Raw genomic sequence first — 17,961 nt, 5'->3', positions numbered from 1 at the left:
TGAGGTGGGCGGCACGATCCTCCCCGGTAAGGGGAGGTGGCAGCGCGCAGCGCTGACGGAGGGGTGTCGCCGGCGGTGAGTCTACCGACGCACGCCGGCCGGGTCACCCCTCCACCAGCCTTCGGCTGGTCCCCCGCCCCTTCCAGGGAGGATCTAGGCAGTCGACCCGCGATCCATCATTTGACCTCATATAAAGATATCTTTATATCTACTCGCCGGATGAAACACGCCCTCGCCATCTTCAGCGCGCTCGCCGACCCGTCGCGGCTGCGCATCGTCGCGCTGCTCGGCGCGATGGAGCTGTCGGTGGGCGAGCTGGCGCAGGTGCTGGGGCAGAGCCAGCCGCGCGTGTCGCGCCACGTCAAGATCCTGTGCGACGCCGGGCTGGCCGAGCGGCGCAAGGAGGGCAGCTGGGTGTTCGTCGCGCTCGGCGACCGCGAGCGGCTCGCGCCCGTGCTCGCCGCGCTCGACTCGCTCGGCGTCACCGAGGAGGCCGCGGCGGATCTCGCGCGGCTGGCGGCGGTGCGCGCCGATCGCGCCGCCGCGGCGGCGGGCTGGTTCGAGGCGAACGCCGCCGAGTGGGACGCGATCCGCTCGCTCCACGTCGCCGAGGAGCAGGTCGAGGCGGCGATGCGCGAGGTGCTCGCCGACGCGCCGCTCGGCCGGCTGATCGACATCGGCACCGGCACCGGGCGGATGATCGAGCTGTTCGCGCCCGGCGCCACCCACGCGCTGGGGATCGACAAGAGCAGCGAGATGCTGCGGCTGGCGCGCGCCAAACTGGGCGAGCAGGGGCTCGCCAACGCCGAGCTGCGCCAGGCCGACCTCTACGCGCTGCCGCTCGGCGACGGCGCCGCGGACGTGGCGATCCTCCACCATGTGCTGCATTTCGCGCAGCAGCCCGGCGCCGCGATCGCCGAGGCGGCGCGCGTGCTGGCGACGGGCGGGCGGCTGCTGATCGCGGACTTCGCGCCGCACGACCGCGAGGAGTTGCGCGCGCGCGACGCACACACGCGGCTGGGCTTCGCCGACGCGCAGATCGAGCGCTGGTTCGCCGCCGCCGGGCTGCTGCCGGCGCGAACCGAGACGCTCGAGGGCGGCGAACTGACGGTGAAATTATGGCTCGGCCGGAAGGCCGGCGAGCCGTGGCGAGAGGTGAAGGCGGCATGACATTCTCGGTCAACCAGCTCGAGGAGGCGCGCCGCGCGTTGGACGCGCCGCTCTACGCCGACGTCGGCGGCGACGTGGACGTCAGCTTCGAATTCTCGCCGCCCAAGAGCGAGAAGTCGGAGGAGACCTTGTGGCAGTCGATCGAGACGCTCTGCCCGCTCGGTCCGCGCTTCCTCTCGGTCACTTACGGCGCGGGCGGGTCGACGCGCGACCGCACCCACGCCACCGTCGCGCGGATCGCGCGCGAGACCGCGGTGCCCGCCGCGGCGCATCTCACCTGCGTCGAGGCGACGCGCGAGCAGATCGACGCGGTCGCGCAGGAATATTGGGCCGCGGGGGTGCGCCACATCGTCGCGCTGCGCGGTGATCCGCCCGCGGGCGCGGCGGACTATGCGCCGCACCCCGGCGGCTATGAGAATGCCGCCGCTTTGGTGGCGGGGCTGCGCCGGCTGCACCCGTTCGAGATCTCGGTGGCGGCCTATCCCGAGTGCCACCCCAGCTCGGCCGATCTCGCCGGCGACCTCGACAATCTCAAGCGCAAGCTCGACGCCGGCGCCAACCGCGCGATCACGCAGTTCTTCTTCGAGGCGGAGACCTTCTTCCGCTACCGCGACGCGGCGGCGGCGGCGGGGATCCAGGCCGAGATCGTGCCGGGGATCATGCCGATCGGCAGCTTCGCGGGCGTGCAGCGGATGGCGGCGATGTGCCGCACCGACGTGCCGGGCTGGCTGGCGCGGCTGTTCGAGGGGCTCGACGACCTGCCGGCCGCGCGCCAGCTGGTGGCGGCGACGGTGGCGGCCGAATTGTGCCGCAAGCTCTACGCCGGCGGCGTCAAGCAGCTCCACTTCTACACGATGAACAAGGCCGAGCTGAGCTACGCGATCTGCCACCTGCTCGGGGTGCGGGCGACGCCCCGGCAAGCGGCAGCGGCGGCGTGACCTTAGATCCTCCCCGGAACGGGGAGGGGGACCGCTCGCGGAGCGAGTGGTGGAGGGGGCTCTCCTCCGGATGCATCGCTGGTGGAGAGCCCCCTCCACCAGCCTTCGGCTGGTCCCCCTCCCCGCGATGCGGGGAGGATCGGAGATTGAGATGACCCCACGTGACACCTTCCTCGCCGAGGCGGCGAAGCGGATCCTGATCACCGACGGCGCCTTCGGCACCGAGATCCAGAACTGGAAGCTCTCCGAGGCGGACTATGCCGGCGCGCTGACGCTCGGCCACGACCAGAAGGGCAACAACGACATCCTCGCGCTGACCAAGCCGGAGGTGCCCGAGTCGATCCACCGCGCCTATTTCGAGGCGGGGGCGGACATCGCCGAGACCAACACCTTCTCCGCCAACCGTATCAGCCAGGCGGACTATGGCGCCGAGGGGCTGGTGCGCGAGATCAACGTCGAGAGCGCGCGGCTGGCGCGCCGCCTCGCCGACGAGTTCCAGGCGAGGGATGGCCGGCCCCGCTTCGTCGCCGGCGCGATCGGGCCGACCAACAAGACCTTGTCGCTCAGCCCCGACGTCAACGATCCCGGCTATCGCGAGATCGACTTCGACTATCTCAAGGACGTCTACCGCGAGCAGATCGACGCGCTGGTCGAGGGTGGAGCCGACTTCGTGCTGATCGAGACGGTGTTCGACACGCTCAACGCCAAGGCCGGGGTGATGGCGGCGATCGAGGCGGGCGCGGCGCTCGGGCGCGACCTGCCGATCATGCTGTCGATGACGCTGACCGACCTCTCCGGGCGCAACCTCTCGGGGCACACGGTGGAGGCGTTCTGGCACGCGATCCGCCACGCGCGCCCGCTGACGATCGGGCTCAACTGCTCGTTCGGTGCGGAGCAGCTGCGCCCGCACGTGCGTACGCTGAGCACGATCTGCGACACGCTGATCATGGTCTATCCCAACGCGGGCCTGCCCAACGAGCTCGGCGCCTATGACGAGGCGCCCGCGACCACCGCGGGGCTGGTGGCGGAATGGGCCGAGGCGGGGCAGGTCAACGTGCTGGGCGGCTGCTGCGGCTCGACCCCGGCGCATATCGCGGCGATCGCCGAGCGCGTCCGCGGCGTCGCCCCGCGCGCGATCCCCGCGCCGCCGGTGCAGACGCGGCTCGCCGGGCTGGAGCCGTTCACCATGGCGGCGTGACGGGCTAGGGGGGGCGGCGCCAGCGCCGCACCCTCGATCCTCCCCGGCACGGGGAGGGGGACCGCTCGCCGCAGGCGAGTGGTGGAGGGGACTCTCCACGCACGCTACACTCGGTAGGTTGCGACGCGCCCCATCAAGACGACCGCCGCGGAGGGGGCTCTCCGCTGGCGTTAGCGTACGCGGAGAGCCCCCTCCACCCCGCGCTGCGCGCGCGGTCCCCCTCCCCGCGAGCGGGGAGGATTTGAGAGAATGACATGACCGCTTCCTCCACCCGCTTCGTCAATGTCGGCGAGCGCACCAACGTCACCGGCTCGGCGGCGTTCAAGAAGATGATCATGGCGGGCGACTACACCCGCGCGGTCGAGGTCGCGCGCCAGCAGGTCGAGAACGGCGCGCAGGTGGTCGACGTCAACATGGACGAGGGGCTGCTCGACGCGCACCACGCCATGACCACCTTCCTCAAGCTGATCGCCGCCGAGCCCGATATCGCGCGCGTGCCGATCATGATCGACAGCTCGAAGTGGAGTGTGATCGAGGCCGGGCTCAAGTGCGTCTCGGGCAAGCCGATCGTCAACTCGATCAGCATGAAGGAGGGCGAGGAGCAGTTCCTCCACCACGCCCGGCTGTGCCACAACTACGGCGCGGCGGTGGTGGTGATGGCGTTCGACGAGGTCGGCCAGGCCGACACCCAGGCGCGCAAGGTCGAGATCTGCGCGCGCGCCTATGACCTGCTCACCGGCATCGGCTTCCCGCCCGAGGATATCATCTTCGATCCCAACGTGTTCGCGGTGGCGACCGGGATCGAGGAGCACAACAACTACGCCGTCGACTTCATCGAGGCGTGCCGCGAGATCAAGGCGCGCTGCCCGCACGTCCATATCTCGGGCGGGCTCTCCAATCTCAGCTTCTCGTTCCGCGGCAACGAGCCGGTGCGCCGCGCGATGCACTCGGTGTTCCTGTACCATGCCATCCCCGCGGGCATGGACATGGCGATCGTCAACGCCGGCCAGCTCGACGTGTACGACGCGATCGACCCCGAGCTGCGCACCGCCTGCGAGGACGTCATCCTCAACCGCGACCCCGAGGCGGGCGAGCGGCTGGTCGCGCTGGCCGAGCGCTTCCGCGGCACCGACGCGGTCGCGGAAAAAGCGGCGCAGGAGTGGCGCGGCTGGGACGTGGTCAAGCGGCTCGAGCACGCTCTGGTCAAGGGGATCGACGCGCACGTCGTCGACGACACCGAGGAGGCGCGCGCCGAGATCGCCGCGCGCGGCGGCCGCCCGATCGAGGTGATCGAGGGTCCGCTGATGCAGGGCATGAACGTGGTGGGCGACCTGTTCGGCTCGGGCAAGATGTTCCTGCCGCAGGTGGTGAAGAGCGCGCGCGTGATGAAGAAGGCGGTGGCGCACCTGCTGCCGTACATCGAGGCGGAGAAGGCCGCGGGCGGCGCCGAGCAGCGCGGCAAGGGTCGGATGGTGATCGCCACGGTGAAGGGCGACGTCCACGACATCGGCAAGAACATCGTCGGCGTCGTGCTCCAGTGCAACGGCTTCGAGGTGATCGACCTCGGCGTGATGGTGCCCTGGTCCAAGATCCTCGAGACCGCGCGCGAGCAGGACGCCGACATGATCGGCCTCTCCGGCCTGATCACCCCCTCGCTCGACGAGATGGTGACCGTGGCGGAGGAGATGCAGCGCGCCGGCATGACGATGCCGCTGATGATCGGCGGCGCGACCACCTCCAAGGTCCATACCGCGCTGCGCATCGCGCCGGCGTACACCGGACCGGTGGTGCATGTGCTCGACGCCAGCCGCGCGGTCGGTGTCGCCACCGCGCTGGTGTCGGAGACGCAGGCGGAGGGCTTCGTCGCCGGTGTCGCGGCGGAATATCAGGCGGTGCGCGACGCGCGCGAGGGCAAGGGCGCCAACGCGCTGCTGCCGCTGGAGGAGGCGCGCAAGCGCGGCTTCGCAGCGGACATGGCGCTCAAGGCGCCCCCGGCGAAGAAGCCCGGCGTCCATGTCTACGACGCCTGGGACCTCGCCGACCTCGCCGACTACATCGACTGGACGCCGTTCTTCCGCGCCTGGGAGCTGGCGGGCAATTACCCCGCGATCCTCGACGACGCGGTGGTCGGCGAGAGCGCGCGCTCGCTCTACGCCGACGCGCGCGCGATGCTCGACCGCATCGTCGCGGAGAAGTGGCTGACCGCGCGCGGCGTCGCCGGGCTGTGGCCGTGCCATCGCCATGACGACGACGTGTGGGTGCACGACCGCCACAGCGTCGACACGCGCTCGCCCGACGGTGGCAGCGTGCCCGACGGCATGCACACCCCCGACCTCGATCGCCGCAACGAGCATTCGACGCGGCTGCCGTTCCTGCGCCAGCAGATCGCCAAGCGCGAGGGGCGGGCGAACATGTGCCTCGCCGACTTCGTCGACCCCGCGGGCGACTGGATCGGCGGCTTCGCGGTCGGCATCCACGGCATCGACTCGCACCTCGCGCGCTACAAGCAGGACAACGACGACTATAATGACATCCTGCTCAAGGCGCTGGCGGACCGGCTGGCGGAGGCGTTCGCCGAGCGGCTCCACGCGCACGTCCGCACCGACCTGTGGGGCTATGCCCCTGACGAGCAGCTCACCAACGAGGCGATGATCCGCGAGCAGTATCGCGGCATCCGCCCCGCGCCGGGCTATCCCGCCTGCCCCGAGCACAGCCTCAAGCGCACGTTGTTCGACCTGCTCGAGGCCGAGAAGAACGTCGGGCTGGAACTGACCGAGAGCTACGCCATGCTGCCGACCGCGGCGGTGAGCGGCTTCTACTTCGGCCACGCGCAGGCGGAATATTTCGGCGTGGCGCGGATCGGGGAGGACCAGGTCGCCGACTATGCCCAGCGGCTCGGCGTCGACGTGCGGCAGGCGACGCGGCTGCTGCGGCCGAACCTGGATTGAGGCGGAATGACCGGTTGATGAAATAATTTGGCCGAGGCGCGAGCGACGGTTCGCCCTCTTCCTATCCTGACTCAAGCCGCCGCACGCGGGCAAGGGAAAGGAGACCGAAGATGATGCCGTCACTTGCCGGACGTAGCTGTCGCGCGCTGCTGCTGCTCTCCACCGCGCTTGAGCTGGTCCCGGCAGGCGCACGCGCGCAGGTCGCGGCGGACCCGAGCGGCATGGGGCGGGCGCCGGCGATCGTGATCAGCGACCCTGGTACCCCTGTGACGGCGCTCGATCCCGCCGGGGTGAACGGCGTCGGCCAGATGACGATCGACGAGGGCGGCGGTTATGTCGACGTCTGCACCGGCACGCTGGTGAACCCGCGCACCGTGGTGTTCGCGGCGCATTGCGTCAACGAGGCGGCGGCGTCGAAATACGGCGTCGGCGACGATCAGACCCACATCGCATTCTCGTTCAACGGCAACAACCGCGCCGCTCAGCGACGCTGGATCACGGAGGGGTCAACGCTGCACCGCACCGACACGGCCGGCGCGATCTACACGGTGAACCAGGTCGCCTATCACGCGGACTCGCTCGATCTCGGCCTGGGTGCCAATTATCTTCAGGCCGATGTCGCCGTCGCTTCGCTCGACACGCCGGCCAAGAACATTCCTACGTGGACTCTGCTGTTCTCCGCGCTACCTGCGCCGGACTCGATCGATGAGCTGACCGGCACCGGTTATCATGTGACGATCACCGGCTACGGCCATTACGGCACCGGGGACACCGGCCAGGTCGGTCCGCTCGACTTCCGCCGCCGGGTCGCCGAGAACATGATCGGCATGCTCGGCTCCGACAGTGACGTCGATGTCGGGCTCACGGGAACGGGATCCAATCTGCGGCAGCCGCTCTATTACATCGATTTCGACGACCCGCGACGCGGCACGGCAACGGCCGACCCGCGTGATTACAACCTGCTCAAGGACGTGGCGCAGCCCCATGAGGGGATGATCGCGCCGGGCGACTCGGGAGGGCCGCTCATCCTCGATCGCACCTACGGCGAGAAGACGGTTATCGGCGTCCTGTCAGGATACCGCTGGTTCAGCCACCAGAGGAACGCAGGCTACGGCAACATCGCCTTCTATCAGCCGCTCTATCTGTTCTGGGACTTCATCGTCGCGAACAACCCCTACCGTTACGTCGGCGCACTGGCCGGCGACGGCAGGTGGAACGATCCCGCGCATTGGCAGACGCTGGTCGACCCCGCTTATCGAGTGATCACCGATGGCAAGCTCGTCAACGGCGTGCCGATGACCGCTGGCGCCGGCATCGACGGACGCGGCGGCAGCTTCGGCCAAGTGTGCGATCAGGAACCCGATTACGACGTCTGCTTCGACCTAAGGACGCGCCACTATATCGTCGACGGGGTGGAGCGCCCCGACTGGGGATCACCGCCCGCGGACGAAGGGGCGGCGCCCGCACCGCTCCCCGCGCCGACGCTCGCCAACGGCCTGCTGGGCGCCACCGGCTTCGTGCCCGACAATATCGAGCCCGACGCCGCCACGCACCGCGGCGCGCGCTACTTCGACGTCACGCTCACGGCGCCCGGCACCACCACGCTCGACACCAGCGCCACGGTCGACAAGTTCACCGTCTCGGGCAGCGCCGCGCGGCTGTCGGTCGCGCCCGAGGGCCATCTCACCAGCCTGATCGAGGTCGACCAGCTCGCCGGCTTCGTCCATGTCGACGGCACGCTGACCACGCCGGGCGACTATCTGCTCGTCGCCGGCCAGCTCTCGGGCGGCGGGCGGATCGAGACGCCCTATCTCACCAGCGTCGCCGGCGTGATCGCGCCGGGGCAGGTGGGCACGATCGGCACGCTGCACATCGGCGGCAACCTGGTGCTCGCGTCGCAGAGCCTGCTGCTGATCGACGTCGGTGCGGCGCGCGCCGCCGACCGGGTCGCGGTGGAGGGCAAGGCGAGCCTCGGCGGCACGGTGGCGCTCGCGCCGGTGGCGGGGCATCGCGTCCGCGCCGGCGACGTCTACACGATCCTCACCGCCGACGAGGGCCTGTCCGGTCGCTTCGATGCGGCGGCGCGGCTGAGCGCGATCCTCGTGCCAACGCTACGCTACGACGACACGAGCGTGCGGGCGCGCGTCGACGCCGGGCGCTACGCCGACGTGGTCGCCTCGACCCGCGCGCAGCGCGGCTATGCCACCCTGCTGGATCGCGCGCGGCCGCACGCGGCGGCGCTCGCCGGCGTGTATGACGTGCTGGACCTGCAGGACGCGCCGACGATCCAGCACACGCTGGAGGCGCTGGCACCGCGCGCGGAGGGGCTCGACCGCGCGCTCGGCGCGCTCGCGCTCGACAATATGGCGCGCTTCTACCGCGCGCGGCTCGCCGCCGCCGACCCGCGGCGCGGCGCCGCCGGTGCGGGGCAGCTGACGCTCGCGGGCGCGCCGATCCAGCTCGCCGCGGCCGAGGCGGCGCGCCTGCCCGGCCAGCCGCCGGTCGCGAGCGACACCGCCGCCACCGTCGCCGCGCCGACGCGCCTGCCCGACAGCGTCGCGGCCTATCTCGCGGCGGGCTATCTCGACGGCAGTGCCGCCTCGACCCGCACCGCGCTCGCGCCGCGCGGCCGCGATCCGCTGTCGGGCTGGTATCTCGCCGGCGGGCTGGAGAGCGCGGTCGACGATCGCGCGCTGGTCGGGCTGGGCCTCTCGTTCACGCGCGTGACCGGCAGCACGGCAGTGGCGGGGCAGAGCGCCGAGGGCGAGCTGTACCAGGGCACGCTCTACGCCAAGCTCTCCGCCGCCGACGGCCTGTACCTCGACACGCAAGAGAGCGCCGGCCTGTGGCGACACGCCACACGACGCAGCGCCGATCTGGTCGGCAGCTCCACCACGCTGCGCAGCCGCGACCACGCGCTCGCCTATGGCGCGGAGATCGGTGCCGGGCACGACAGCGCGGTGGGGACGCTGCGCGTCGGGCCGCGCGTGGCGCTGCGCGCGAGCGCGCTCGACCTGGGGGCGGTGAGCGAGACCGGCGGCACCGCGGCGCTGCGGCTCGATCGCCGTCGCTACGCCAGCGTGCAGGGACGCGCCGGCGTGGCGCTGTCCGGCGGGGGCACGGTGCGGCCGTGGACGTCGGTCTATATGGTGCACGACTTCCGCGATCCGTCGCCGCTGCTGGGCGCCTCGTTCGCCGCGGTGCCGGATACCGACGTCGCCTTCGCGCTGCCCGGGCGCGATCGCGACTGGGCCGAGCTCGGGGCGGGGATCGCGCTGGACACCGGACGCGCGACGCTGACGCTCGGCGCCGACACCACGCTTCGGCGGCAGGACGTGCGCGATCAGGCGTACCGCGCCTCGGTGCGGGTGCGGTTCTAGACCGTACCGGCATCCAGCTGATCCTCCCCGTGGCCGAGGGCGATCGCAGGTGACGGTGTGACGCACCGGGCGTTCCACGTCCCGCCGTCATCCCGGCATCCATGTCTCCGCGAGAACGAAGGCCTATGCGTACGCGGCACCATGGAGCCCGGCTCAAGGCCGGGATGACAGCAGTTTCGCGGTGATCCCCTTCAGGGGGGCGCTGCGAGATCCGCTCCTGTGCTCCTGCGGAAGCAGCAGCCCGGAGTCACACACGCCACGAGGTTTTGTTCTGCTTGGCGCTGGGCTTCGGCGTCCGCTGGAGCACGCCTCAGCGTCGATGGATCGGGCCGCAGCGCGCCGCGGTGGCGCTCGTCACACCCGTCTGCGCCACGCAGCCGCTCCGCGCCTCACGCCTCGCGCGCACCCACCCCGCGACAGCGGTCGGAGCAGTAGCGCACCTGCTCCCAGTCGCGCGCCCATTTCTTGCGCCACGCGAAGGGGCGGTGGCAGCTCGCGCAGATCTTCTCGGGCAGGTGCGGTTTGCGATGCGCCATGCGGCACCAACAAGCGAGCGCGCGCGGCGCTCCGCGGCGGCGCTAACCGAATGACAACCCCGCTCCTTTACCAGCCGGTGCACCGCTTCCCGAGAGTGATCGCGCGCCGCCATGACCCAGATCCGTTCCCTCGCGCCGCTCGCCGCGGCGTTCCTGCTCGCCGGCTGCGGCGGTGGCAGTGGCCAGACCGGCGCCGCGGGCGCGGTGACGGTCGTGCCCTCCGCCGCGCCGGTGGTCACGCCCGCGCCGACGCCCGCGCCGACGGCGACCCAGACGCCGGCGCCCGCTCCCACGCCGACCCCCACGCCGGCGGCGGTCGCGATCCCGCCCGCGGCGGCGCCGACCTTCCAGTCGGTCGTCTACGTCGGCAACGACGTGCCCGACCTCGCCGCCTATGAGGCGTGGCTCGGCCGACCGACCGACGGCGTGCAATTGTTCAGCGGGCGCAACGGCTGGGCCGACTGGTCCGACTCGATCGGCTGGCTCGCCGACCGCTGGAAGGGCGTCGCGCGGACGCATTACTGGTCGATCCCGCTGTTCGCCGAGGGCGGCACGCTCGCCGCCGCCGCCGCGGGCGACTATGACCCGCGCTGGCGCGCCGCCGCGGCGACCTTGCTCGCCGCCAGCCCGGGCGGCTCGACCATCGCGGTGCGCACCGGCTGGGAGTTCAACGGCGACTGGCAACCCTGGGCGGCCAAGGGCAAGGAGGCCGACTATCGCGCCGCCTATCGCCGCTTCGTCGCCAGCTTCCGCGCGATATCGGACCGCTTCCGCTTCGAATGGACGCCCAATGTCGGCGACTTCGGCACCAACCCGGAGGACAGCTATCCCGGCGACGACGTCGTCGACCTGATCGGCATGGACTTCTACTACAATCACGAGTGGGATCCGGCCGACCCGGTCGCCGCCTTCAACTACAAGGTGGCCGAGCGCTACGGCCTGGCCTGGCACCAGGACTTCGCCGCGCGCCACGGCAAGCCGACCGCCTACGCCGAATGGGGCGTCAGCCGCGACTCGGACGCGCCCTATGTCACGCTCGCGCTCGCCTGGTTCGCCGCGCACCAGGTGGTCTACGCCTCCTACTGGAACTCGAACGCGGCCTATGCGGGCAAGCTGAGCGAGGGCCAATATCCCGCGGTGGCCAGCGCCTATCGCGTGCTGGGCGCGCGGTGACGGCGAGCAAGCGGTTGAAAAAATGTTGATCCTTTCGCCGACCCGGTTGCGCTCGGGGCGGCGCCGCGGCTAAGCGCGCGCCGCTCCCGTTCCCGGGGCAAGGGGGATCCATGCGTTAATATCGTCTCGCGGCACTCGGCGCCGCGCTCGCTCTCCTGTCCGCGCCGGCGGCGGCGCAGCTCACCGCCGAGGCCAATGGCGCCCGCGCCGAGGACCATTGGGGCGGCGAGCTGGGCGTCGGCTATGGACTGGGCGCGGCCGGCTTCAAGCTCACGCCCATGGTCGGCGCCTTCCTCTACGCCGGCGACACCGACCGCTACGTCCGCGACGACAACGGCAGCAACGCGCGCTGCCGTGACAGCGCGACCGGGCGCTACGCCGACGACGACCGCTGCGACAAGACGGTGGTGAAACCCTATGCCAAGCTCGAGGCCACCTATGCCATCCCGCTGGTCGCGACGCTGGGCGCGGGGCTGCGCGTGAGCGAGGCGGACACCACGCCGTACGGCACGGTGGCGTTCACGCTCGCGCCGCTGGTCAAGCTGAAGGGCAACGTCGGCGCCGGTTATTACGCGCTCGGGCTGCGCGTCGGGCTCTGATCACCCTTCTGGGTCAGTGCGCCGGCGCGGTGCGACTCCCTGCGCCCCGCGGCGCGGGCTCAGATCGGGCGCGTCGCCAGTGCCTTGCGGCCCGGACCCGGGCGACCCGCGCGGGCGCGGCTGAACCGCGGCTAACGCGCGCATTCAGCCCGCGCTCAAGCGCCGGCTTCTATCACGATCCTCGTCGCGGCCCATCGGGGCACGGCGGGTGACGGACAGGAGCTGGAGTGATGCTGGGGAAATTCTCGGTCGCCGTGGGATCGGTCGCGCTGGCGGTGGCGGCGCTCACCCCGGTGGCGGCGCAGGCGCAGCGCTACCACGAGCGCGAGGTCTACGAGCGCGACTATGACACGCGCGACGATGACCAGCGCCGCTACGACGACGACGGCTACCGCGACCATGCGCGCGCCTATCGCCGCGCCTATCGCGACGGCTGGAACCGCGAGCCGGCCTACGGTTACGACGATCGCGACCGCGGCTATGAGCGCTACGAGCGCCGCGTCTACGACGATCGCGGCCGCTACGACGACCGCCGCTATCGCTATGGTGGACGGTGCCAGAGCGGCACCACCGGCTCGATCGTCGGTGCGATCGCCGGCGGGCTGCTCGGCCGCACGATCGACCGCGGCGGCGACCGTACGCTGGGGACGGTGCTCGGCGCCGGCGCGGGCGCGCTCGCGGGCAATGCGGTGGAGCGCGCCGACAACGGCGATTACTGCCGGCGGTGAGGAGCGAGAGGACAGCGGGGTGTACTGCCCCGGTGCCGTCCTCCTTCGGCGGATGCGAGCCTCCCGACTAACCTTACCGTCATCCCGGACGTGGTCCGGGATCCACGGTTCCGCGAACCCGTCAACCGTTGCTCACGGGGAAGAGTGGATCCCGGACCAAGTCCGGGATGACGCAAGATGAAAAGCGACATGCAACGCACTTCGCTCGCTCTCGCGGCGATGCGGGAGGTTTCGTAGCGCGCAGTCTACCCTGCCGCCTCGGCGTGGCGCACGATCTCCTCGCACAGCGCATGCGTCCGCAGGATCGCGTCGGCGTCGACCGGGCGGCGCTCGCGCGCGGCGGTGAGGAAGTCGTCGCACATCGCCTCGAAGCCGCGCTGGCGCGCCACCGCGGTCCAGTCGCCGCGCCGTCGCCGCTGCTGCGTCCCGGCCGTGTCGATCCGCTCGGCGAGGTCGAGCACGCTGTGGCGCTCGCCTCCGCCGATCACGTCGAGCCGCTCCTCGTCGAGCCCGCTGTCGCGATGCATCAGGCCGATCGCGCCGAAGCCGTCGCCCGCCAGCGTGAGCGTGACGGCGTGGAGCCGCCCGTCCGCCACCTGCGTCTCGATCGCGTGGCGGCGCACCGCGCCGGGCGCGAGGAAGAGCAGGGTGTCGACGACGTGGATGAAGTCGTCGAACACCACCCGGCGCGCCTCGTCAGGCTGGCGATGGCGGTGTTTCTCCAGCGTGATCAGCGTGCCGCGGCCGCGCAGCGCGACGTAATCGGGCGCGAAGCGGCGGTTGAAGCCGAGCACCAGCGGCGTGCCGCGGCGGCGCGCCTGCTCCACCAGCACCTCCGCCGCGGCGAGTGTGTCGGCGAGCGGCTTGTCGACGAAGGTGGCGACGCCGCGATCGAGCAGCGTGGCGACCAGGTCCGGGTGCGCAGGCGTGGCGGCGTGGACGAAGGCGGCGTCGAAGCGGGTCGCGGCGAGCGCCGCGTCGAGGCTGGCGTGGTGATGCGGCAGGCGGTGCTCGCGCACGACCTGGTCGCGCACCGCGGGATCGCGCGTGGCGACGTGCAGCTCGATGTCGCCACGCGCCGCCAGCACGGGCAGGTACGCCTTGCGGGCGATGTCGCCCACTCCCACCATCAGCACTCGCATCATCATCTCCGCCGGTCGCGACCGTGCCGTAGCAGGCGACCGGCGCGAGCGGCAGATGGCGCGTACGGGCGGGCGGGAGACGTTCTCCCGCCTGCCGCGCGGCTCACTTCTTGGTGCGTGCGCGCTTCGGCGCCGCCGCGGCCGCAGTGTCCTCCTCCTCGTCGGGCTGTTCCTCGCCCGCCTCGCTCAGCGCCTCGCCGAGCGCCTTGAGCTTGTCCTGCTGCTTGTCGGCCTTGTCCGCGATCTTGGTCGTCGCGGCGCCGAGGCGGTGGAGCAGGTCGTGCACGCGGTCGGCGTCGGGCTCGCCCTTCTCCAGCTGCTTGCGCAGGGAGGCGAGGTCGCGGAGGATGCCCTTGGCGCCGGGCGTGTCGACCTCGGCCAGCGCGGCCTCCCAATCCTCCACCATCGTCGCGCCCTTGGCGGGCTTGGTGCTCTCCAGCCCGCGGTTGATCGCGTTCATCGTTCCGGCGAATTTGACGGCCATGGGGCTTCCTTCTCATCGCCGGGTCAGTCCGGCGCTCGTCAACGACGCGGCGGGTGAAAAGAACCCAGGTCTGTCAACTAAATCAGCCGGAGCCGCGGGCGCTGCGGCGCATTATGTCCGTGTCGCCACCGGGAGACGATGATGAAGGCCGCGCTGCTCGCTTCCGCCCTGCTGTTCCTCCCGCTGGGCGCCGCCGCGCAAAGCAGCCCCGAGGACAATGACAAACGCCCGGTCGCGGCGCATTTCTACGAGCTCACCCCGCGCAAGCCGGGCGCCGACTTCGCCGCGTCGCTGCGCGTGCCGAGCGGCTATCGCGCCGCGGTCTGGGCGAGCGACCTCGGCAACACGCGGATGCTCGCGGTGGCGCCCGACGGATCGGTGTACGTCAGCCGCCGCTCCGAGGCCGACATCATCCGCCTGGTCGACGCCGACGGCGACGGCCGCGCCGACGGCCCGCCCACCGTGATCGTCAACCGGCCGGGACTGCACGGGCTGACGATCCACGCCGGCCAGCTCTATTTCATGACCGCGCACGAGGTGTTCCGCGCGCCGCTCCGCCCCGACGGCGGCATCGGCGCGGTGGAGACGCTGATCGACGACCTGCCCGACGCCGGACAGCACCTCAACCGCACGCTGGCGGTCGGGCCCGACGAGATGCTGTACATCAGCGTCGGCTCGACCTGTAACGCCTGCGACGAGTCGAGCCAGGAGAATGCGACGCTGCTGCGCGCCAGCCTCGACGGCAAGCGCCGCTCGGTCTGGGCCTCGGGGCTGCGCAACACGATCGGCTTCGGCTGGCACCCGCGCACCGGCGCCTTATGGGGCTGGGACCAGGGGATCGACTGGCTCGGCAACGACATGCAGCGTGAGGAGATCAACCTGATCGAGCGCGGCCATCGCTACGGCTGGCCCTATGTGTTCGAGGACGGGAAACGGAACCCGCAGGACGAGCCGCCCGGCGGGCTGACCGCGGCGCGCTGGGCCGCTGCCTCGACCGCGCCCACGCTGATGCACGTCGCGCACTCGGCCGGGATGCAATGGGCCTTCCACCCGGGCGGCGGCTTCGGCCCCGACGCCGCCGGCGACGCCTTCGTCGCGCTGCGCGGCAGCTGGAACCGCAAGCCCGCCTCGGGCTATGAGCTCGCGCGCGTGCGCTTCGACGCCGCCGGGCGCCCGACGCGCGTGGAGAGCTTCGTCAGCGGCTTCATGAGCCGCGACGGCACCAGCCAATATGGCCGCCCGTGCGGCGTGGCGGTGCTGCGCGACGGCTCGCTGCTGCTCTCCGACGATGCCAACGGTATCCTCTACCGCATCAGCTACGACGGTGCCGCGGGCCAGGCCGCGCCGCTGGCGCCGCCGGCGGCGCCGATGCGCGAGCAGGCGGCGCGCGGCACCAACGTGCCGCTCGCGCTGGCGCGGCCCGAGACGGCGGCGCGCGGCGCGGCCTTCGCGGTGAACGCCGACGCCTTCGCCGACCAGGGCATGATCCCGCGCGAGCACAGCGAGTACGGCCTCGGCATCTCGCCCGCGCTGCGCTGGGGTGCGGTGCCCGGCGCGGCCAGCTACGCGATCCTGGTCGAGGATCCCGACGGCTCGGCCAAGCCGGTGGTGCACTGGCTGGCGTGGAACGTCCCGGCGGGCACGCACGCGCTGCCCGCCGGGCTGCAGGAGCGCGACCGGCTCAGCGGCGGCGCGCTCGAGGGCATGATGCAGGGCGCGACGACGCGCGGCACGGTCGGCTGGTACGGCCCGCGGCCGCCGAAGGGGGATCGACCGCACGCCTACCACTTCCAGGTGCTGGCGCTCGACCGCGCGCTCGACCTGCCGCTCGGCGCGACGCGCGACCAGCTGCTCGCCGCGGCGGCCGGGCACGTGCTCGCGCGCGGCGAGACGGTGGGGCGCTACGCCGAGGCGGATGCGCGATGACCGACGACGCCGCGCGCGCGCTCCTGCGCGACGATCAGCCACCCGCCGCGGGCGGGCTCCTCCGCGCGCTGTGGCACGGTGCACGCGGCGAGTGGGAGGCGGCGCACGCGATCGCGCAGGACGATCCGAGCGCCGCGGGTGCCTGGGTCCACGCCTGGCTCCACCGCGTCGAGGGTGACGACGGCAACGCGGCCTATTGGTACCGCCGCGCTGGCCGCCCGGCCGCCGCGGGGCCGACCGGGGACGAGGCGCGCGCGATTACCGCGGCGCTGCTGCGCGAGACGGGCGGGGAGTAGGCCGTGTCGTCATTCAGCTGATCCTCCCCTCGCAGGGGAGGTGGCAGGCCGAAGGCCTGATTGAGGGGTGTCGACGCCGGCGATCTCGCGCGCTCTTACCACGGGCGACACCCCTCCGTCAGCGCTGCGCGCTCGCAGGGCGGGCGAGATCGTGTCCCCCGGACACGACTTGGCCTGCCTGGAGCAAGCCAAAGCCGGCGCTCCCCTTCCAGGGAAGAATCGATAAGCCTCTCCCCGACTGTCGATACGATCTAGCGTCGAACGGGTGATCGAGCGCGTGGCTTCGGCGACGGCTGCCGCCGCCCGCGATCGCGCGCCTGGCCCTGGGCTCCCGCCTCCGCCGGTGCACCGCTCGCTCGTCCGCCCGCGCGCGACGACGGATATCCCGCCGCGCCCGGCGGTTCACCCGGCATGCAACGCCTCCGCCTCGCCGCCGCGCTCTGCCTCGCTCCCGCCGCCGCGTTCATCCCGGCGACCGTGTCCGCACGCGACGTCGCGCTCGGCGCCGACCTCGAACGCTTCGCCTATCCCGCGCCGGTGCATTGGTTCGCCGCCGACTCGCAGGGCGCGCGCGTGCGGATGGCCTATCTCGACGTGCCGCCCTCGGCCACGCCCAACGGCACGACCGTGGTGCTGCTCCATGGCAAGAACTTCTGCGCCGCCACCTGGTACGACACCGCGCGACGGCTCGCCGCGGCGGGCTATCGCGTGATCGCGCCCGACCAGATCGGCTTCTGCAAGTCCTCCAAGCCAGCGGGCTATCAGTATAGCTTCCATACCATGGCGGCGCTGACGCGCGCGCTGCTGGAGCGCGCGGGCGCGGGCCAGGTCGTGCTCGTCGGCCATTCCACCGGCGGCGTGCTCGCCGTGCGCTTCGCGTTGCTCTATCCCGACCGGGTCGCGCGGCTGGTGCTGGTGAACCCGCTCGGGCTCAACGACACGCTCGCGGAGGGGGTGCCCTACACCGATCTCGGCGCGCTGCGCGCCGAGGAGGCGAAGACCAGCGCGGCGACGATCAAGGCCTATCAGCTCCGCAACTATTATCACGGCGACTGGCGCCCCGCCTATGACCGCTGGGTGGCGATGCTGGCGGGGCAATATGCCGGCGCCGACGGCGACCGGGTGCGCGACGCGCAGGCGCGCCTGTCCGACATGATCCAGACCCAGCCGGTCGCCGCCGAGCTGCCGCGGCTGACGGTCCCGACCGTGCTGCTGATCGGGCAGCGCGACCGCACCGCCTTCCGCGCCGGCTCGGCGCCGCCCGAGCGACGCGCCGCGGTGCGCACCGTGCCGCAGGCGGCGGAGCAGGCGGTGGCGCGGATCCCGGGCGCGCGGCTGGTGCGGCTCGACCCGCTCGGCCATGCGCCGCAGGTGGAGGATCCCGACGGCTTCGTCGCCGCGCTGAGGGACGCGATCGCGCCGGCCGGGCGCTGAGCGGGCGAC

At 71.9% G+C, this 17,961-nt stretch carries 14 protein-coding genes; 11 read left to right on the top strand and 3 right to left on the bottom strand.

Annotated elements, in window-relative coordinates; genetic code table 11:
• Positions 1 to 219: 219 nt before the first annotated feature.
• The 5 genes from FHY03_RS04070 to FHY03_RS04050 all read left to right on the top strand — a co-directional run bounded on the left by FHY03_RS04070 (position 220) and on the right by FHY03_RS04050 (position 9,634).
• Positions 220 to 1,170 (top strand): metalloregulator ArsR/SmtB family transcription factor, encoded by a 951-nt coding sequence (locus FHY03_RS04070; RefSeq protein WP_183921964.1) that lies wholly within the window; start codon positions 220 to 222, stop codon positions 1,168 to 1,170.
• Entirely contained in the window at positions 1,167 to 2,108 is a 942-nt protein-coding gene (metF, locus tag FHY03_RS04065; protein ID WP_183928881.1) for a methylenetetrahydrofolate reductase [NAD(P)H], read from the top strand. The genes FHY03_RS04070 and metF overlap by 4 nt, the downstream gene beginning before the upstream one ends.
• 151 nt (positions 2,109 to 2,259) lie before the next feature.
• On the top strand, positions 2,260 to 3,306 hold the full coding sequence (locus tag FHY03_RS04060; RefSeq protein WP_183928879.1) for a homocysteine S-methyltransferase family protein: 1,047 nt from the start codon (positions 2,260 to 2,262) through the stop codon (positions 3,304 to 3,306).
• A 254-nt stretch (positions 3,307 to 3,560) separates the two neighbouring features.
• Positions 3,561 to 6,254, top strand: coding sequence for a methionine synthase (gene metH, locus FHY03_RS04055; protein ID WP_183928877.1), 2,694 nt, complete (start codon positions 3,561 to 3,563; stop codon positions 6,252 to 6,254).
• Positions 6,255 to 6,364: 110 nt separating this feature from the next.
• Positions 6,365 to 9,634 carry an autotransporter domain-containing protein gene (locus tag FHY03_RS04050; protein ID WP_183928875.1) on the top strand — a complete coding sequence of 1,090 codons (3,270 nt, stop codon included), beginning with the start codon at positions 6,365 to 6,367 and terminating at the stop codon, positions 9,632 to 9,634.
• A gap of 389 nt (positions 9,635 to 10,023) precedes the next feature.
• Here FHY03_RS04050 and FHY03_RS04045 read toward each other — a convergent pair whose 3' ends face one another.
• Complete coding sequence (locus tag FHY03_RS04045) at positions 10,024 to 10,170, bottom strand: DUF2256 domain-containing protein (protein WP_183921959.1); 147 nt, start codon at positions 10,168 to 10,170, stop codon at positions 10,024 to 10,026.
• Positions 10,171 to 10,281: 111 nt separating this feature from the next.
• Here FHY03_RS04045 and FHY03_RS04040 point away from each other — a divergent pair, with 111 nt between their 5' ends.
• The 3 genes from FHY03_RS04040 to FHY03_RS04030 all read left to right on the top strand — a co-directional run bounded on the left by FHY03_RS04040 (position 10,282) and on the right by FHY03_RS04030 (position 12,670).
• Positions 10,282 to 11,343, top strand: a complete 1,062-nt coding sequence (locus FHY03_RS04040; RefSeq protein ID WP_183928873.1) for a glycosyl hydrolase — start codon at positions 10,282 to 10,284, stop codon at positions 11,341 to 11,343.
• 278 nt (positions 11,344 to 11,621) lie between these two features.
• Positions 11,622 to 11,942, top strand: a complete 321-nt coding sequence (locus tag FHY03_RS04035) for a hypothetical protein (protein WP_260158636.1) — start codon at positions 11,622 to 11,624, stop codon at positions 11,940 to 11,942.
• A gap of 230 nt (positions 11,943 to 12,172) precedes the next feature.
• Complete coding sequence (locus FHY03_RS04030) at positions 12,173 to 12,670, top strand: glycine zipper 2TM domain-containing protein (RefSeq protein ID WP_183928871.1); 498 nt, start codon at positions 12,173 to 12,175, stop codon at positions 12,668 to 12,670.
• 245 nt (positions 12,671 to 12,915) lie between these two features.
• Here the strand turns inward: FHY03_RS04030 and FHY03_RS04025 are convergent, their stop codons facing one another.
• Together FHY03_RS04025 and FHY03_RS04020 are read right to left on the bottom strand one after the other, a co-directional pair.
• Positions 12,916 to 13,812, bottom strand: coding sequence for a Gfo/Idh/MocA family protein (locus tag FHY03_RS04025; RefSeq protein WP_183928869.1), 897 nt, complete (start codon positions 13,810 to 13,812; stop codon positions 12,916 to 12,918).
• Between the two features lie 103 nt (positions 13,813 to 13,915).
• Complete coding sequence (locus FHY03_RS04020; protein ID WP_183921955.1) at positions 13,916 to 14,296, bottom strand: hypothetical protein; 381 nt, start codon at positions 14,294 to 14,296, stop codon at positions 13,916 to 13,918.
• A 141-nt stretch (positions 14,297 to 14,437) separates the two neighbouring features.
• Here FHY03_RS04020 and FHY03_RS04015 point away from each other — a divergent pair, with 141 nt between their 5' ends.
• The 3 genes from FHY03_RS04015 (at position 14,438) to FHY03_RS04005 (ending at position 17,952) form a co-directional block, all read left to right on the top strand.
• Positions 14,438 to 16,222 (top strand): YbhB/YbcL family Raf kinase inhibitor-like protein, encoded by a 1,785-nt coding sequence (locus tag FHY03_RS04015; RefSeq protein ID WP_183928867.1) that lies wholly within the window; start codon positions 14,438 to 14,440, stop codon positions 16,220 to 16,222.
• Positions 16,219 to 16,518 carry a hypothetical protein gene (locus FHY03_RS04010; RefSeq protein WP_183928865.1) on the top strand — a complete coding sequence of 100 codons (300 nt, stop codon included), beginning with the start codon at positions 16,219 to 16,221 and terminating at the stop codon, positions 16,516 to 16,518. The genes FHY03_RS04015 and FHY03_RS04010 overlap by 4 nt, the downstream gene beginning before the upstream one ends.
• Before the next feature lie 411 nt (positions 16,519 to 16,929).
• The gene (locus FHY03_RS04005) at positions 16,930 to 17,952 is read left to right on the top strand and encodes an alpha/beta fold hydrolase (RefSeq protein WP_183928863.1); all 1,023 of its coding nucleotides are present in this window, start codon (positions 16,930 to 16,932) and stop codon (positions 17,950 to 17,952) included.
• The last annotated feature ends 9 nt before the right edge of the window (positions 17,953 to 17,961 follow it).

This window comes from Sphingomonas sp. BK345, from assembly GCF_014193845.1.
Taxonomy (GTDB): domain Bacteria; phylum Pseudomonadota; class Alphaproteobacteria; order Sphingomonadales; family Sphingomonadaceae; genus Sphingomonas.
The sequence above is the reverse complement of the archived record's forward strand: the minus strand, read 5'-3'. Positions and strand labels throughout refer to the sequence as shown.

What these genes read in the sequence shown, in the direction of transcription:
- metH (WP_183928877.1), top strand. Translation starts at nt 3,561, where the DNA reads ATGACCGCTTCCTCCACCCGCTTCGTCAATGTCGGCGAGCGCACCAAC.
- FHY03_RS04040 (WP_183928873.1), top strand. Translation starts at nt 10,282, where the DNA reads ATGACCCAGATCCGTTCCCTCGCGCCGCTCGCCGCGGCGTTCCTGCTC.
- FHY03_RS04015 (WP_183928867.1), top strand. Translation starts at nt 14,438, where the DNA reads ATGAAGGCCGCGCTGCTCGCTTCCGCCCTGCTGTTCCTCCCGCTGGGC.
- FHY03_RS04050 (WP_183928875.1), top strand. Translation starts at nt 6,365, where the DNA reads ATGATGCCGTCACTTGCCGGACGTAGCTGTCGCGCGCTGCTGCTGCTC.
- FHY03_RS04005 (WP_183928863.1), top strand. Translation starts at nt 16,930, where the DNA reads ATGCAACGCCTCCGCCTCGCCGCCGCGCTCTGCCTCGCTCCCGCCGCC.
- FHY03_RS04060 (WP_183928879.1), top strand. Translation starts at nt 2,260, where the DNA reads ATGACCCCACGTGACACCTTCCTCGCCGAGGCGGCGAAGCGGATCCTG.
- metF (WP_183928881.1), top strand. Translation starts at nt 1,167, where the DNA reads ATGACATTCTCGGTCAACCAGCTCGAGGAGGCGCGCCGCGCGTTGGAC.
- FHY03_RS04010 (WP_183928865.1), top strand. Translation starts at nt 16,219, where the DNA reads ATGACCGACGACGCCGCGCGCGCGCTCCTGCGCGACGATCAGCCACCC.
- FHY03_RS04070 (WP_183921964.1), top strand. Translation starts at nt 220, where the DNA reads ATGAAACACGCCCTCGCCATCTTCAGCGCGCTCGCCGACCCGTCGCGG.
- FHY03_RS04030 (WP_183928871.1), top strand. Translation starts at nt 12,173, where the DNA reads ATGCTGGGGAAATTCTCGGTCGCCGTGGGATCGGTCGCGCTGGCGGTG.
- FHY03_RS04035 (WP_260158636.1), top strand. Translation starts at nt 11,622, where the DNA reads ATGGTCGGCGCCTTCCTCTACGCCGGCGACACCGACCGCTACGTCCGC.
- FHY03_RS04025 (WP_183928869.1), bottom strand. Translation starts at nt 13,812, where the DNA reads ATGCGAGTGCTGATGGTGGGAGTGGGCGACATCGCCCGCAAGGCGTAC.
- FHY03_RS04020 (WP_183921955.1), bottom strand. Translation starts at nt 14,296, where the DNA reads ATGGCCGTCAAATTCGCCGGAACGATGAACGCGATCAACCGCGGGCTG.
- FHY03_RS04045 (WP_183921959.1), bottom strand. Translation starts at nt 10,170, where the DNA reads ATGGCGCATCGCAAACCGCACCTGCCCGAGAAGATCTGCGCGAGCTGC.